Source organism: Halomonas sp. C22 (assembly GCF_007655045.1).
Classification (GTDB): domain Bacteria; phylum Pseudomonadota; class Gammaproteobacteria; order Pseudomonadales; family Halomonadaceae; genus Vreelandella; species Vreelandella hamiltonii.
Genome location: NZ_VBVC01000006.1, coordinates 1 through 15,364 on the forward strand (window position 1 = coordinate 1; position 15,364 = coordinate 15,364).

The 15,364-nt window shown below is 59.9% G+C and carries 9 protein-coding genes and 1 tRNA gene; 6 read left to right on the forward strand and 4 right to left on the reverse strand.

Translation table 11 applies throughout. The features are described from left to right. Nucleotides 1–125: 125 nt before the first annotated feature. On the forward strand, nucleotides 126–2,141 hold the full coding sequence (locus FEU76_RS12265; protein ID WP_144983365.1) for a diguanylate cyclase domain-containing protein: 2,016 nt from the start codon (nucleotides 126–128) through the stop codon (nucleotides 2,139–2,141). On the opposite strand, the gene FEU76_RS12270 is transcribed toward FEU76_RS12265, so the two are convergent. After that, the gene (locus FEU76_RS12270) at nucleotides 2,138–5,212 is read right to left on the reverse strand and encodes an EAL domain-containing protein (RefSeq protein WP_144983368.1); all 3,075 of its coding nucleotides are present in this window, start codon (nucleotides 5,210–5,212) and stop codon (nucleotides 2,138–2,140) included. The genes FEU76_RS12265 and FEU76_RS12270 overlap by 4 nt on opposite strands. A gap of 127 nt (nucleotides 5,213–5,339) precedes the next feature. On the opposite strand from FEU76_RS12270, the gene FEU76_RS12275 reads away from it, so the two are divergent. Then, complete coding sequence (locus FEU76_RS12275; RefSeq protein WP_039177736.1) at nucleotides 5,340–6,287, forward strand: AEC family transporter; 948 nt, start codon at nucleotides 5,340–5,342, stop codon at nucleotides 6,285–6,287. A gap of 52 nt (nucleotides 6,288–6,339) precedes the next feature. Then, a tRNA-Arg gene (locus FEU76_RS12280) sits at nucleotides 6,340–6,416 on the forward strand. Nucleotides 6,417–6,578: 162 nt separating this feature from the next. On the opposite strand, the gene FEU76_RS12285 is transcribed toward FEU76_RS12280, so the two are convergent. The 3 genes from FEU76_RS12285 to FEU76_RS12295 all read right to left on the reverse strand — a co-directional run bounded on the left by FEU76_RS12285 (nucleotide 6,579) and on the right by FEU76_RS12295 (nucleotide 11,236). Beyond that, complete coding sequence (locus FEU76_RS12285; protein WP_144983371.1) at nucleotides 6,579–9,419, reverse strand: PAS domain-containing protein; 2,841 nt, start codon at nucleotides 9,417–9,419, stop codon at nucleotides 6,579–6,581. A 134-nt stretch (nucleotides 9,420–9,553) separates the two neighbouring features. Further along, nucleotides 9,554–10,567 carry a helix-turn-helix transcriptional regulator gene (locus FEU76_RS12290; protein WP_144983374.1) on the reverse strand — a complete coding sequence of 338 codons (1,014 nt, stop codon included), beginning with the start codon at nucleotides 10,565–10,567 and terminating at the stop codon, nucleotides 9,554–9,556. A gap of 48 nt (nucleotides 10,568–10,615) precedes the next feature. After that, complete coding sequence (locus FEU76_RS12295; RefSeq protein WP_039177726.1) at nucleotides 10,616–11,236, reverse strand: DUF2201 family putative metallopeptidase; 621 nt, start codon at nucleotides 11,234–11,236, stop codon at nucleotides 10,616–10,618. A gap of 91 nt (nucleotides 11,237–11,327) precedes the next feature. On the opposite strand from FEU76_RS12295, the gene FEU76_RS12300 reads away from it, so the two are divergent. From FEU76_RS12300 to FEU76_RS12310, 3 genes are all read left to right on the forward strand, one after another. After that, nucleotides 11,328–11,576: a DUF333 domain-containing protein gene (locus FEU76_RS12300; protein ID WP_260851401.1), complete on the forward strand. Its 249-nt coding sequence runs from the start codon at nucleotides 11,328–11,330 to the stop codon at nucleotides 11,574–11,576. Between the two features lie 31 nt (nucleotides 11,577–11,607). Continuing rightward, nucleotides 11,608–13,383 (forward strand): GGDEF domain-containing protein, encoded by a 1,776-nt coding sequence (locus FEU76_RS12305; protein ID WP_144983377.1) that lies wholly within the window; start codon nucleotides 11,608–11,610, stop codon nucleotides 13,381–13,383. Nucleotides 13,384–13,600: 217 nt separating this feature from the next. Continuing rightward, a complete protein-coding gene (locus tag FEU76_RS12310; protein WP_096923215.1) occupies nucleotides 13,601–15,289 on the forward strand; it encodes a methyl-accepting chemotaxis protein in 1,689 nt (562 codons plus the stop codon). The last annotated feature ends 75 nt before the right edge of the window (nucleotides 15,290–15,364 follow it).

Genomic DNA, 15,364 nt, shown 5'->3' on the forward strand with positions numbered 1-15,364 from the left:
AGCCACTCGCGCTGAAGAGGCGAATCCTGATAAGCAATGCCAACAGCCAGTACCTTCAGACCGCTCAATCAGCGCCCTCGTGAATAAGGCGGGTTCAAGGAACGTTGACGAAATAGGAATTTCTGGTGCGACTAGCCCCCCTCATCAACAGGCTGTTGACGTTACGCTCCTTGAAAGGGCGGTTGCTGCTGGGCCTCTCTTGCGCCTTGGCGATTTTGGCGGGTGCCGTATTGAGCATGGCCTGGCAGGTTGGCAAGACCATGGTGCACGAGACCAACATGTCTCATTTGCGCTACGAGGCCAATTTGCTGGCCGACGAGATCACCCAGCAGGTGAATCAGCGTGTCCATGCGCTCAAGCGGTTGAGCAGCTCCATGGGGCCTTCCAATGACGTGGGTTGGCTTTCATACGAGCTGCAGAAAAACGACGCCTTGCTCTCCTGGTTCGATGGACTGATTGTGAGTGACGAGCATGGTGAGATCGTGGCGGACTGGCCCAGTGTGGTGGGGCGAGTGGGGCTCGATACCTCGGAGCTCGAATATTTCAAGATGGTGCAGGGCATTCGCCGCCCTTATGTAAGCGAGCCTTTCATTGGCCGTGCCAGCGGCATGCCCATGGTGCTGATGACCGTGCCCCGCCTGGATGAAGACCGCCGTTTTGCCGGGTTCGTGGCGGGGATGGTGAGCCTGGACCGTAGCGGCCTGTTCAACCGGCTGGCCACGATTCGTTTGGGTGACCACGGGTTTGCGGCGGTTTCCACGGCATCGGGCAAGATTCTTTACCATCCTGATTACGAGCTGGTGAATGCAGACATCAGCAACGCCCAGCGCAATGACCTGCTGGACATGGCGCTGGATGGCTGGCAAGGGGAGGGAGTCAGCGAGCTGGCCAATGGGCGCACCAGCCTTCAGGCGTATGCACAAGTGTGGCCTGCCGACTGGATCGTTGGGCTGTTCTTGCCCACCGAGCAGGCGCAGCTTCCGCTTTCGGGTTTCATCTCCAAGCTGTTTGGTATCTGGCTGGTGATTTCCCTGTTGATGATGCCGCTGCTGTGGTGGTTGCTGGCGCGTATTCTCAAGCCCCTGGAGCATCTCGAACGCCAGATTGGCGAAGTAGGGGCTGGGCGGCGTTCGCAGCTGGCCCTGGCCACGGGGATGCAGGAGCTACAGCAGGTCGCCAATACCTTCAATCGTGTGGAAGACGAGCGCCAGCAACTGGTGGGGCATTTGCAGGAGCGTGAGGCGTTTCTCGATTCGGTGCTGAGCGCCACCCCCCAGGGCATGTTCGTGGCCAACTTCGGTGGCAAGATCACCTACATGAACCCTGCGCTTTTGCAGATGCTGAGCATTTCAGCCGATACCCCGATGGAGCAGTGGATGACACAAATCCACGCGGATGACCGCAATGGGGCGCGTGATATGTGGGTGCATAGTTTAAAGACGGGCAGCGACTTCGTACGCCAGCTACGTTTTATTCGCAGCGATGGCGAAATGCTATGGCTGGATATTCATGCTCGGGTGGTCATGTTGACACAGGGTGGCCATTCGCTTGGGCTAGTAGGGGTGGTGAAGGACATTACCGAGCGGCGCCAGCAAGAGGCGTTGCAGCGCTGGGAAGCCGAACATGACCCCTTGACCGGGCTGCTGAATCGACGTGGCTTCGAGCGCCGCCTGGAAGAGGCCTTCGCCGATTTTCAGAAAACCAGTACGCCTTCGGCGCTGCTGCTGTTCGACCTGGACCACTTCAAGCCGATCAATGACGAAGGCGGCCATGCTTTGGGTGACGAGATGCTGCGCCGTATTGCTCAGGTGGTGGCCTGGGAGGTGCGCCGCAGCGACCACGTGGCCCGCCAGGGGGGCGATGAGTTTGGCGTGCTGTTGCCTAGCTGCACGCTGGGGCAAGCCAAGGTGATTGCCGACTCACTGCGCAAGGCGGTGAGCGAGGTGTCGGTGACCCATGAGGGCAAGGAATATACCGTTACCTTGAGTATTGGCGTGACCGTCTTCGATGAACATGACGAAACTGTGGAAGTCGCCCTGGCCCGTGCCGATGCTGCCAGCTACGACGTCAAGGGCCAAGGGCGCGATGGCGTGATGGTCAAGCTGACGGGGGAAAGCGATCCCATGTCGTTGTTCGATTAATGCAGCGCAAACCCTTCTGCCTGCCAGGTTTTCAGCCAGCCTGGTAGCGCGTCGGCGGGCATCGGACGGGCAATGCCGTAACCTTGTGCCAGATGGCAGCCCATGGCCAGCAGTGCCTGGGCGTGGGCCATGGTCTCGACCCCTTCGGCCAGCACCGGCCGTGAGAATTTTCTGGCCATGAAGATGATGCTTTCCACGATGGCCTTGTCATCCTCGCTTTCCAGCATGTCGCGCACGAAGTCGCGGTCTACCTTGATCAACTGCACGGGCAGGCGACGGAAGTAGGCCAGCGAGGAGTAGCCGGTGCCGAAGTCGTCCAGGGCAATTTCGATGCCGAGCCGCTGGCACTCTTCCAGCACGTGCAGGGCGGCCTGCATGTCATCCAGCGTGGCCGATTCGAGTATCTCGATGGCGAGCAGCCGTGAGGGGACTTGCGGGTAGTACAGCAGCAGCTGTTCCAACTGCGGCAGAAAGCCGGGATGCAGCAGGTGTTGCGGGCTGATGTTGACACTCACCTGCAGTTCGATGCCCATGGCCAGCCAGCTTTGCAGCTGCTTCAAGGCGGCTTCGATGACCCACTCGCCCAGATGAAACTCCAGCTCGCTGCCTTCCAGCAGGGGCAGAAACTCTGCCGGGTTGCGCAGCCCGTGTTGCGGGTGAATCCAGCGAATCAACGCTTCTGCCCCGACCACGGTGTGCGATTCGAGATCGACCTGGGGCTGGTAGTAGAGACGAAACTCGTTATTGGCCAGGCCATGCTGAATGGCGCTGCGCTCTTGCTGGCGCAGTTTGACCAGGTGTTCTTCATCGGTGCTGTAGCGGACGCACTGGGCGATCCCTTGGGTCTTGGCCTGGTACAGCGCCTGGTAGGCATGGCGAAACAGGGCGTCTGGGTCGACGTTGTCGTTGGGGTAGCTGGTTATGCCGAGACAGGCGGTGAGCTTCAGCTTTTGCCCGTTCACATGCAGCGGCTGCTGGATGGCGTGCTGGATGGTGGACGGGGTGAGGCGTTGGACTGGTCCGGCCAACACGAACTCATCGCCGCTGAGCCGCGCCGTGATGCCCTGGGCCTTGAAGGGGCTGACCAACGCTTCCAGCCGTTTGGCAATGCGCTTGAGTATGCTGTTGCCGATGGCGTAGCCAAACAGATCGTTGAGGCGTTTGAAATCGTCGATGTTGAGGATCGCAACGGCCAGCGGGGTGTCCTGGCGTACCAGCGCTTCCAACTGCGTGCGGGCCAGCCGCTGGTTGGGTAACCGCGTCAGCTCGTCGATATTGGCGGCTTTGTACAGCGCCTCTTCATGCAGCTTGGTGTCGGTGATGTCCGACTGGATGGCAATGAAGCCGCCGCCGGTTTGCTCGTTGGCGGGCAGCGGGTTACAGCTGATATGTACCCAGTACGGGGTGCCATCCTTGCGGTAGTTGAGCAGCTCTTCTTCGAAGTGCTGGCGGTGGCGCAGGGCATGGGCAATGCGCAGTACCGTGGCGCGGTCGGTGGCTTTGCCCTGCACCAGTTGCCCCGGCTTCTTGCCGACCGCTTCTGCGAAGGTGTAGCCACTGAGCCGGGTAAAGCCATCGTTGATCCATTCGATGTTGCCACGTGCATCGGTGATCACCACGCCGTTGCTGGTGTTCTTGGCCACCAGGGAGAGCCGTGCGATAGCCTGTTGGTCTTGCTGCTGCTGGCGGTGGTGGCGCAGAGTGTTGATGAACTGCCCGATACTGCCCAGCAGCGGGGCCAGGTACTCCACCAGGTCGGGATGATAGCCCCCTGGGCGATTGGCCAGGCCAATCATGGCGATGCAACGACCGTGGAAGTGAATCGGTGCCCCCAGAAACGCATCGAGCGGTGGATGCCCCGGTGGCAGGCCGCCGCGCCTGGCGTCGTGGGCGGGCTCATTGGCAATGACCACTTCTTCGTGGCGCATGACATGACCGAACAGGGTGTCCAGGTTGCTGAACACCATGCCGTTGGGGGCGTGCTGAGCGTAGAATTGCCGCGAGGGCTCGTCCCAACTAATGTCGGTGATGGCATGGGCCACCAGGTAGGGTGTCTTGTCGGGGTGGTAAAGCACTTCGCCGATGAAGCCATATTCGCTGCCGGTGAGGGTAAGCAGGTCGTCGAGCAGCGGGTTCAGCGCCTTGGCATTGCCCTGTTCGTCGATGAAGCTGGCCTGCGCCCGCATGATGGCTTGCTCCAGTGCCTGCTGGCGCAGTAGCTGTGTTTCGACCTTCTTGCGGGGGGTGACATCGAGCATGGTGCCGATGATCTGCACCACTTGGCCATCCACGGCCAAGGGGTTGCCGGTGATTCTGACCCAGAGCGGCTCGCCCGAGGGGGTCTGCATCTCGAAGATGTCGTTGAAGGGCGTTCCGTGGGCAATGGCGGTGTCGATGGCTTCGACGAGCCGGGCGCGGTCAGCCGAGGTGTACGCCTGCATGCGCGCTTCGAAGGTGTTGGCTTGCCGAGCATCGGTTTGATAGAGCGCATCGACCACGTCGTTCCAGTGTGTCGTTCGGGTGGCGACATCCATCTCCCAGAGGCCGATGGCGGCATTGCCAATGGCTTGATAGGCGCGTTGGCTCAGGTAGTGCTCGAACTGCAGCACGGTGCTGCTGGCCAGTTGCTGCAGCAGTTCCCGCTGGGTAGGGCTCAGTTGGCGGGGCTTTTGATCCATGACGCACAGCGTGCCGATGATGTTGCCATCCTCGGCAACCAGCGGCATGCCTGCATAGAACACGACATGGGGCGCTTCACTGACCATGGGCAATTTATGGAGCCGCGCATCCAGGCGTGCATCCGATACTTCGAACAGCTTGGGTTCGAGGATGGCTTCCCCGCATAATGAAAGCTGACGCAATACCGTGGGGCTGTATTCGCCCACGCCACTTTTGACCCAGACGTGACTGGCATCCACCAGCGTGATCAAGGCCATGGGGGTTTCGCAGTAAGCAGCCGCTAGACGGGTGATGCGGTCAAACTCCTGGTCAGCCGAAAGATCCCCCAGTGTGTACCGCTTCAGGGTGAGAAGCCGCTGTGCTTCGTGTTCAGGGACGGCGGGCTGTACCATACGTAACGTATCCGTGATGCGCGTTTAGGGCTACTTTCCCTTATGCCGAGGTGCCTGTCTAGCCAGTCGACAAATCCTGGTCAACGGTAGAGTATAAGACGTCGCTTATCCAACTGAGAGAGCTGCTGTGGATCTACTGGAACTGTTTACCCGCACGCTAGACGTGACGCTACCCGTGTTTGCCATGGTGTTCATCGGCATTGGCTTGAAACGCCTTGGCTGGATCGACAGTGCCTTTATCAGCACGGCCTCGACGCTGGTGTTCAAGGCGACGCTGCCGACGCTTATTTTTCTGAGTCTAGTCAAGGCCGACCTGAGTGTCGCGTTGGACATTCCGCTGCTGCTGTTCTTCGCCGTGGCCACCCTGGCGCAGTTCGCCCTGAGCTGGGGCTGGGCGCATCTACGTGTGCCCCAGGCAGACAGAGGGATATACGTGCAGGGGGCCTTTCGCGGCAACTGCGGCGTGGTGGGGCTGGCCTTGGCGGCGGGCATGTACGGCAACTACGGGCTTTCGGCGGGAAGCCTGCTGCTGGGCGTGGTGATCGTGATGTACAACGCGCTTTCCGTGGTGGCCCTGGCGGCGTACCAGCCCGGCCAATCCACCGATTGGCGCAGCCTGCTGGGGCATATCGTCAAGAACCCGCTGATTCTTTCCGTGTTCGCGGCGTTGCCGTTCACGGCGTTCTCGGTAGGGCTGCCGAGTTGGGTGATGACCTCGGGCAACTACTTTGCCTCGCTGACGCTGCCCCTGGCGTTGATCTGCATTGGCGCCACGCTCTCGGTGTCCAGCTTGCGTGAAGGCAGCCAAGTGGCCATGAGTGCCAGCCTGATGAAGATGGTCGCCTTGCCCGCCTTGTCGACGGTCGCGGCGTGGCTGTTGGGCTTTTCCGGCGCGCAACTGGGCCTGCTGTTCCTGTTCTTCGCCAGCCCCACCGCCGCCGCCAGCTTCGTGATGGTGAAGGCCATCAACGGCAACGTGGCCCTGGCCGCCAATATCATCGCCATCACCACCCTGATGGCCAGCATCACCGTGACTCTGGGCATTTTCGCCCTGCGCCTGGCGGGGTGGATTTAAAGCGCGACGGTTGGCCGAGGCAAGCCAACGCGCTATACTATGCGCCCCCTAAGTCCCTGTAGCTCAGTAGGATAGAGCAGCCGCCTCCTAAGCGGCAGGTCGCAGGTTCGACTCCTGCCAGGGACGCCATTGGGGCTTCTCGGGAAGTCCTCAAAAGCCTAGAAACAGAGCTAGTGCGCTGAAATTTCTAATCTTTCAGCTCTATTGCATGTTCCTCTATACATTCCACCCTTACAATCAGAGGAATACCGTGTGGTATACCTCTCGCTCCGAGACTTACTCGCGTTCCCCTCACACCATCGGCAACTCAATCACGAACTCGCTGCCGCCGCCGGGGGCGTCCTGGTAGTGTACGTCGCCGCCTAGCTGGCGGCAGATTTCTCGGGTGATGGCCAGGCCCAGGCCGGTGCCGGGGAGTTTTCGGGTGTCGCTGCTGTCGGCTTGCGAGAAGCGTTGAAAGAGCTGAGCCTGGAAGGCTTCGGGGACGCCGGGGCCGTGGTCGCGCACGCGGATTTCCGCGCGGCCTTGCTGGGCGTGGGCGGTGATGCTGACGGCTGCTCCAGCGGGGGTGAACTTGATGGCGTTGGAGATCAGGTTGGTCAGTGCCTGGATGAGCCGCTGGCCATCCACGTTGACGTTCAGGGTGGTGTCGTTGGCCAGCAGTTGCAGGCTGACCTGGTGCTGGTCGCCATAGCTGCCCATGGATTCGATGGCTTCCGTGACCAAGGGGGCCAGGGGCTGTTCGGCGAGCTGCATGGGCATTTTTCCGGCCACCAGTTTTTCCATGTCCAACAGGTCGTTGATGAGCGTGGTCAGGCGCTGGCCGTTGCGCAGGGCGGTATCGAGCAGGGTGGCGGCCTGGGGTGGAAAGACTCCCAGTGCACCCCCGGCCAGCAGCCCTAGCGCACCGTTGATGGAGGTGAGCGGGGTACGCAGTTCATGGCTCACCGTGGCGATGAACTGATTCTTCATTTTATCCAGCCGACGCCGTTCGGTGATGTCTTCGATGAGCGACCAGATGACCCGTTTGCCATCCGGGTCTTGGCTGAGCATGCCTTGCAAGCGCACCGGGTAGCGGCTGCCGTCCTTGCGGTAATACTCTTTTTCGAACGGGCCGTACCGGCCATGGGTGGCCAGGCTGGTCAGCACCAGCTCTTCTTCGGGTTGGTACTCTTTGGGGGTCAGGTCCCAGTAGCTGAGGTTGACGAACTCGTCTCGCGTGAAGCCGGAGGGCTGGATAAGGGCGTCGTTGAGGTCGATGAAGCGTCCGGTTTCGTAATCGTTCAGGGCAATGCCGATGGGGGCAAATTCGAACAGGCCGCGCAGGCGGCTTTCGTTGCGTTCCATGGCCAGGCGGGCCAGCTCTTGTTCATGAATATCGTACAGGTAGCCGTGCCACAGCACGCTGCCATCGGCCAGGCGTTCTGGGCGGGCTTGGCCGGTGGTCCAGCGGTAGTGGCCGTCGGGTTGCTTGACGCGGTAGGTGGCTTCCCAGTAATCGAGGGTGTTGGCGGAGTGCACGATACTGGCCGCGACGTTATCGAGGTCGTCGGGGTGGATGGTGGCCAACGCGGGCCCTGCATCCTGGGCGGCTTCCTGTGGTGTCATTCCGTAGAGCGCCTTGATCTGAGGAGAGCTGAACGGGAACGTGGCGCGACCATCGGGAAATAGCCGGTATTGGTAGATCGTGCCGGGCAATTGGGCCATCAGTTTAGTGACCCGTTCGTTGCTCAGGCTGTTGGTGAGCGTGTCCGAGAGCCAGCGGGCGAGCAGGCGCATGAACAGGGTCTCGCTTTCATCGAACTCTCCCAGCCGGGAGTGGCTGGAGGTGAAGTTCAGGGTGCCGAATATTTGCCCCTCTACGTTCAGGGTAATGCCTGCGTAGGTGCCGATGGGAAAGCTCTGGTTACATGGATGATGGTGGTAGCGGCTGTCGGAGACGTTGGCAATGAACAGCTCGTGCTGCTGGTCGGAAAGCAGCAGTTGGCACCAGGTCTGGTCGACGGGGAGGCTGTAGCCGGCCGATATGGGCAGGGTGTCGGGCGCATCGACCCAGCGCACGGTGTACACGTCGCTTTCGATCTGGCTGATCACCGCCAGGTCCAGGCCAAGATAGGCCTTGGCACGGGCCAGGGCGTATTGGATTTTGGCATCGAGTGTGTCGGTGGGCTGAAAGGCGATATCGTTGAGCAGATTGAGGGCGTCGTGGTGCTTGCGCAGTTGGCTGCGGGCTTCGTGCTCGCGGGTGATATCGACAATGAAGCCTTCCATGATGAGCGGGTATTGCGCATTGCCGGGTACCCAGTTGCCGCGCTCTTCGACCCAGCGCCAGCTGCCGTCTCGGTGGCGAACGCGGTACTCGAAATGCCAGCCTTCCTTGCGTTCCAGCGCCAGGTTGACCTGTTCGGTCAGCATGGGGCCGTCGTCGGGGTGTACCAGCTCGGCGTAGCTGGTGGATTTGTTGTTCAGCAACTCTTCGGCGGGGTAGCCGCTGATCTGGTCGATTTGGCCGCTGATGTAGAGCATGGTCCAGTTGTCGTCGGGCAGGCAGCGGAACGTGACGCCGGGCATGTTGCTGAGCAGCGAGGCGAATTCGTCTCGGCTGGCTTGCAGTTCCTGAACCAGCCCGGAGCGCGAGGTGCCGTAGTCGATGTCTCTCTGCACCAGCTCCTCTACCATGGCGGCCATATCGCATAGCAGGCTGAGCTGCTCGCTACTCAACTGCTTGGGTTCGGGGTCTAGCAGGCAGAGCGTGCCAATGCGCTGGCCATGAATACGCAGCGGTACGCCTGCATAAAAGCGTAGAAACGGGGCGGCGGTGACAACGGGAAGTCGAGCGAAGCGGGCGTCTTGCCGAGCGTCTTCGACGATCAGCGGCGCATCGTCCAGCTCGGCATGGCCACAAAACGTCTGGTCGAGGGGCAGGGAGGGCAGGTCGATTCCTTGGCAGGACTTGAACAGGAGCTTGGCCTGGTGAATGAAAGAGATCACCGCCATCGAAACGCCGAAGGTTTGCTGGGCCAGCTGAGTCACGCGGTCGAAGCGTGCATCGGCACGGTCATCCAGCAGCTCGCTGATGGCTCGCACGAGGGGTGGCGTTGCGGGATTGCGTTGAATCGTTGGCTCTTTCATGGCGTGACCCACCACTCTCTGAAGTGCATTGGCACGCCATCAAGGGGCATGCCTGACCTCCCCATAGTGTAAATACAGGCGGTATCGCGGTATCTAGCGCAGATGTGAAAAATTGTGGAATGTAGGGGCCTGGCTCAATGAGAGGGGTAGTGGGCAAGGACTTTCTGTGCCGTGGCTTTCAGCTCGTCTTGCCATTCACGGGGGGCGAGCACTTTGATATTGGCCCCCATGCCCATCAGCCACCAGAGCGTCTGCTGGTCGTTGGGGACGGTTACGTTCAGCCGATACCAGCCTTCCTGAGGCCCCGGGGTGATGCTTTGCTGTTCCGATAGCGGGGTTTCCTGCAGCAGCCAGGCCGCAGAAGGGCTGATCTCTGCTTCCAGTTCGATGTCTTCGATGCCTTGGCGGTAGCCAAAGGCGCCTTGCTGGATGTAATGGTCGATGTCGAAACCTTCTTGTGCTTGCCAGGCTCGGTCGCTCAGGGCAGCGTGCTTGACGCGGTGTAGCGCGAATTGCCTCAGGTCGTCAAAGCCGTCTACATGGGCCAGCAGATAGGTAACGCTGTGGCGGCTGACGATCCCTTGCGGGTGTAGCGTGAAGGCTTTTTCGGATTCGGCAGAGCGTGAGAGGTACTGCACGTCGATGGCTTTCTGTTCGAGCAGTGCTTGGGCAACCGTTTGCCAAGTGGCTTCATCGAGCGCGGCAGGAATCAGGGCCTTGCCATTGGGAATGGCGCGAACTCGCCGTGCCCAGTTGCTCAAACCGTTGGCGGCCAGCTGTTCGAGCAGTTGGCGGGCGTCGTTGAAATGGGGGTCGAGCTGGCTGATGACCACTGGCGGCAGCAGGCCCTTGAGGTACTCTTCAGCCAGCACCAGGGTGAGCGCGCCGGGTACGTCGAGGGCGGGCAATTGGCATTGGTAATCGCGGTCGAAATACCAACGGTAGGGTTTTTGGCTGTCGTCGCAACCAATCGGAAATTGGCTGGAGAGCTTTTGGCCCAGGTCGCGTTGCAGTGAGCGGATATCGACCAAAAAGCCATGTTCGGCCAGCTTTTCCTTGAGGGACGGGGTCGATATCCAGCCAGGGTAGCGCGGTATCAGCTGAAGCATGGTGATATGACGAAAGAGCGTATCGCGTGCATCGGACATGACGGCCAACCCTGGCAAAAAGAAAGCGTTCGTTAGCAAACCGTTAGTTTATCGCGCCTCACAAAACTTAGCGACACTTTCGGGCAGCGTGCCTGTTTCACGGGCGGCCATGTGCGCGCGCCGACGCCACAGGGCAAGAACACGTTCATCAGGCGCCGTGCCCGGCAGGTGGCTCCAAAGGGCGGCGGGATGCACGTCGATGGTGGACTCCAACGATGTATCGGGGTGTCCTTCCAGCCATTGGTATACGTCCAGGGCGCTGCGTCCTACGCAGACGGGGAAGAGGAGCGCGTTACTGGGAAGCGGGAAGTCCAGTGCCAGCAGCAGAGCGTTGACTTCATGGTCGCAGGCCAAGTGCCAGCGATGACGATGCGCTACCAGTGGGGCACTCAGGTGGCCGGCCATGCAGTGCCAGATGAGGTGTGCGTGTAAAAAACGTCGCGACTCGTTCGTCAAAGAAGCGCTATAGTCGGGTGAAAAATAGAGATGACGGCCATCGGTGCTGGCGGTATCGAACCGCTGGCTGATCAGTGGGCTAAGCGTCAGGCATTCGCTGAGCAGTGCCATCATTGGATGTGAGTCTGCCCATTCGAGACGGTCTTGCTCCCACTTTCGTTGCTCTTGTCGGGCCAGTTGCTGCTGTACTGCCGTTGGCGTCATAGGGTCCATTGCGCTGCCTCCTTTGTGTCGATGAAGGCAGCGTACTGGCAAGGTGCGACACTGCAGGTCGCACGGCTGACATTGCGTTGAGGAAAATGACATGAGATTACGTTATTGGCCGCTGTGGGTAGCGGTAGGGATGAGCGTACTGCTGGCGGGATGTGCCACGGCGGGGGGTGAGCAGGCGCCGAGCATGCAAGCGGCGGCGGCTGAACATTGTGAGGCACGGGGAGGCGAGCGTATCACCCGTGAAAGCCGTTTGGGGACGGGGCGTTATTGCCGCTTGCCGGATGGCCGGGTAGAGAATGAATGGCATCTTTACCGTACGGAACGGCTGGATAACTTCTAATCCTATTGGGTGGCTGATAGTGCACGTGGTCATGGCGATGCTTCTTTCTCGATGGCGTACCCTGGCGGGGTGGCCTGCTCTGTGTGCCCTGCTGGCACTTTCTGGGCTGGCTCACGGCTACCAGGGCTCTTCTCCATTGGGGGAGTGGGAGTACCGCTGGGGGGACTCGCCCTTGGACAGCGAAGGGGAGCCACTCTGGTTATCGGAGCCGAGCCGCGATTGGCAGGCCATTGCCTTTCCATCGAACCCGCCCGAGCGAGAGGGGCGGCAATATGTCTGGTTCAGGACCGTACTGCCTGAAGGAAACTGGCGTGATCCGGTGATCCACATCACCAGCATCAATCTGGTCGGGCAGGTGTTTTTGGGGGATGAGCTGATTTATGAGCACGGCGATATGCAGCAGCCGCGCTTCATTGGTTGGCCGTGGCATTTGATTCCGCTGCCCGATGATTTTGCGGGCCAGACCCTGTCAATACGCATCTATTCGGACTACACCAGCATTGGTTTATGGGGCGATGTTCGGGTCATGGACCGCCTGGGCGCCCTCAAGGCGATGCTGAAGGCGTCAGCAAAAGACCTGGCGGTCAGTGCATTCAGCCTGTTGTTGGCAACGCTTGCGGGTATTTTTGCGCTGATGGGCCCTGACCGGCGAGGCTTTGGCGCCACGGCGCTGTTCGCCTGTGCTTCCGGATTGATGCTGTTGGCCGAAACGCCTGCCAGGCAGCTGATTGCCGATGCCCCCTTGGCCTGGGACATGCTGCGCGCCGCCAGTTATTTTACCTTGCCCATTGCCATGGGGCTGCTGTTGAGCCACTGGTTGGTGGGGTCGGCCAAGCGCTGGATGGCGCGTTTCTGGCAGCTTCATCTGGGGTATCTGGTGGTGACGATGGGGCTGGTGCAGTTCGGCTTCTTGAACCTGGCCTTGACCTTTCCCGTGTTTGACGTGCTGCTGTTGCTGACGTTGCCCTGCATGCTGCTGATCACCCTGGTGGCATGGCGCCGCTTGGCGTTGGAGCAACGGTTGCTGGTGTTCAGCTTTGTGATGTTCGCGCCTTTGCTGGTGCTCGATATGCTGGTGGCCCACGGGCTGGTGGCGCTGCGGCAAGTGCCTTTGAGCTTTGGGGCGCTGGGCTTTTCGATGGCCATCGTGGGGGTCTCGCTGTGGCATTACCGTTTCACGCAGCGGCAGCTGGCGCTGGCGAACCTGACGCTGGAGGCGCAGGTGAAGTCGCGCACGGCGGAGCTGGATCAACTGGTGGACCAGTTGAAGGGATTGTCGCTCCAGGATGCCTTGACGGGGCTGCCCAATCGGCGCCACTTTGATACGCTGCTGGATGAAGAGATGGAGCGCGCCGCCCAGAGTGGGCAGCCGCTTTGCCTGTTGATGATCGACATCGATCACTTCAAGAACGTCAACGACAGCTTTGGCCATGATGTGGGCGATGCGGTGCTGATCGAAGTCGCCAACCTGCTGACACGCTGCTTTCGCGGGAGCGATGTGGTGTGCCGCCTGGGCGGGGAGGAGTTCGTGGCGCTGTTGCCAGTGACCGACCTCGATGAGGCCGAACGACGGGCCAACGAGCTGTTGCAGACGCTGCGTACCCATGCCCTGTTCCACCTCCAGCAACCGTTGGGCTACATCACGCTTTCGTGCGGTATTGCGGCGTACCCCGAGCATGCCGACAGCCGACATTCGCTGATCAAGATGGCAGACCAGGCGCTTTATCAGGCGAAGAACCGTGGGCGAGATCGCTGTGTGATCTGGCAGCAGACTGAAGCGGATCAATCGTTTATTGATGCTTTTTAAATGTTATGCAAGTTGTGTAGAAGAGTTGTTATGAGTTTGTTGTCTGGCTAATGATAAGCATCGTCTTTATAGTTGTTGATCTCGTTGTTTTTAGTGAATGTCAACAAATGTCACATCTCCTGCTGGCCTAGTTACTTTTTTAATATCTCCCTCCATAGTAGTTACATAAGCCCAATGATGGGTGCTGCCCAGGCAGTCGATAACGAGGGGGTGTGTGATGAGAAACAATGGCTATGTCTCCCAGGTGAACTATCCTATTGATCCTGATGATTTTTTGATTTCGCGTACTGATGCTAACGGTTATATCACTTACGCGAATCCTCGGTTTATCGAGGTCAGCGGTTTTGATATCGAAGAGTTGATGAACGAACCCCATAACGTCGTTCGTCATCCGGATATGCCGCCGGAAGTATACCGCGATATGTGGGCCACCCTGCGTGAAGGCATCTCTTGGCAGGGCTATGTAAAAAACCGCCGTAAGAATGGGGACCACTACTGGGTACATGCCAATGTCGTGCCGGTCATGGATAAAGGAGAACTCCAGGGGTACGCATCGCTGCGCTCTTATGCGGAAGAGGAAAAGACGCGCTACTTCGATAACATTTACCGACAAATGCGCGAAAAGACGTGCCCCTACTATCTGAAGCGCGGGCAGTTAAAGCGCCGTGGGTTATTGGGCAAGCTACCATCCATTCATTGGGAAAGCGTCAAAACGCGCCTGCTGTTCGCCACGCTGGCCAGCGTGGTGCTGCTGGATGCAGGCCTGGCGGTGACTCAGCACTATGCCCTGGGGGGGTGGCAGCTGGGAGTGTTGGCCTTGGTGCTGGCAGGGCTGATCTGTGGCGTCAATGTCTTGCTGTTGGGGTCGTTGAACCGCTCGGTCGGTTCGTTGAAAGATATTGCACTGCAACTGGCGGCAGGCAATCTGAATGCGGCCATTCCTTCTCACCAGCGCCAATCGCTACGTCAGACGCTGGAAGCCCTCCAGTTGATGCGCCGCTCGTTGCTTTCCACGGCTAGCGACATCCAGCGCAATATGGAAGTCATCAGACCGGTGGTCGACCAGATTCTCAATAACAACAGCAACATGGCTGATCGTTTGGAGCAACAGGCTTCCGCCGTGCAGCAAACCGCTGCCAGTATGGAAGAGATCTCCAGTACCGTGCGCCAAAGCGCGTCCAACGCGGAGCTGGCGAGCAAGGCGGCAGATACCAACCTGGCAGAGGTCAGTACGGCATCCCGCCTGACTGATGAGCTGGCGCAGGCCATGGAGGTGCTGACCAAGCAGTCGGAGCGCATGAAGCACATGGTGCAGACCATCGATGCGATTGCCTTCCAGACCAACATTCTCGCTTTGAACGCTTCCGTGGAGGCTGCTCGGGCAGGGGAGCATGGGCGTGGTTTTGCGGTGGTGGCGCAAGAGGTGCGCAAGCTGTCCAACCAGACCGCCGAAGCGGCCAAGGAAGTGCAGCGCATGATCGTGGACACCAACCAGAGCGTTCTGGAAAGCGTGGCCCACACCCGTGAAACCCAGGCGGCCACGCTGCGCATCAAGCAGGCCAGCCAGCGCGTCAACGACCTGATGGAAGAGATTAGCCGCGCCGCCAGTGAGCAAAGCGACGGGGTTGCACAGATCGGGCTGGCCATCGCCGAGATCGACAGCACGACGCAAGCCAGTGCTTCAGACATGGAGAGCTACCGCCGAGTGGCCGATGCGCTCAGCGGAGAAGCCGCTTCCCTGAATAACAGCGTGAACGCGTTCAGAACTTCCAGCCGCCATACCAACTCTCAGCCCCACCGCCTACCGGCGCCGCGCCGCCCCGATTCGCTTCGCCTCGACAGCGTGAAAGGCAAGCCCAACCTGCCAGCCCAACCCTCGACAGTAGGCGGTTGGGAACAGTTCTGAGTTCTTCCCCTCCCTTGGTCCTGAAACCAGTCGCTTAGGCGGCTGGTTTTTTTGTGCCACTTCCATGGCCTCGAA

Bases quoted from the DNA above. Each gene is read 5' to 3' on its own strand.
- FEU76_RS12300 (WP_260851401.1), top strand. From the start codon at position 11,328: ATGAGATTACGTTATTGGCCGCTGTGGGTAGCGGTAGGGATGAGCGTA.
- FEU76_RS12305 (WP_144983377.1), top strand. From the start codon at position 11,608: ATGGCGATGCTTCTTTCTCGATGGCGTACCCTGGCGGGGTGGCCTGCT.
- FEU76_RS12285 (WP_144983371.1), bottom strand. From the start codon at position 9,419: ATGAAAGAGCCAACGATTCAACGCAATCCCGCAACGCCACCCCTCGTG.
- FEU76_RS12290 (WP_144983374.1), bottom strand. From the start codon at position 10,567: ATGTCCGATGCACGCGATACGCTCTTTCGTCATATCACCATGCTTCAG.
- FEU76_RS12270 (WP_144983368.1), bottom strand. From the start codon at position 5,212: ATGGTACAGCCCGCCGTCCCTGAACACGAAGCACAGCGGCTTCTCACC.
- FEU76_RS12295 (WP_039177726.1), bottom strand. From the start codon at position 11,236: ATGGACCCTATGACGCCAACGGCAGTACAGCAGCAACTGGCCCGACAA.
- FEU76_RS12310 (WP_096923215.1), top strand. From the start codon at position 13,601: ATGAGAAACAATGGCTATGTCTCCCAGGTGAACTATCCTATTGATCCT.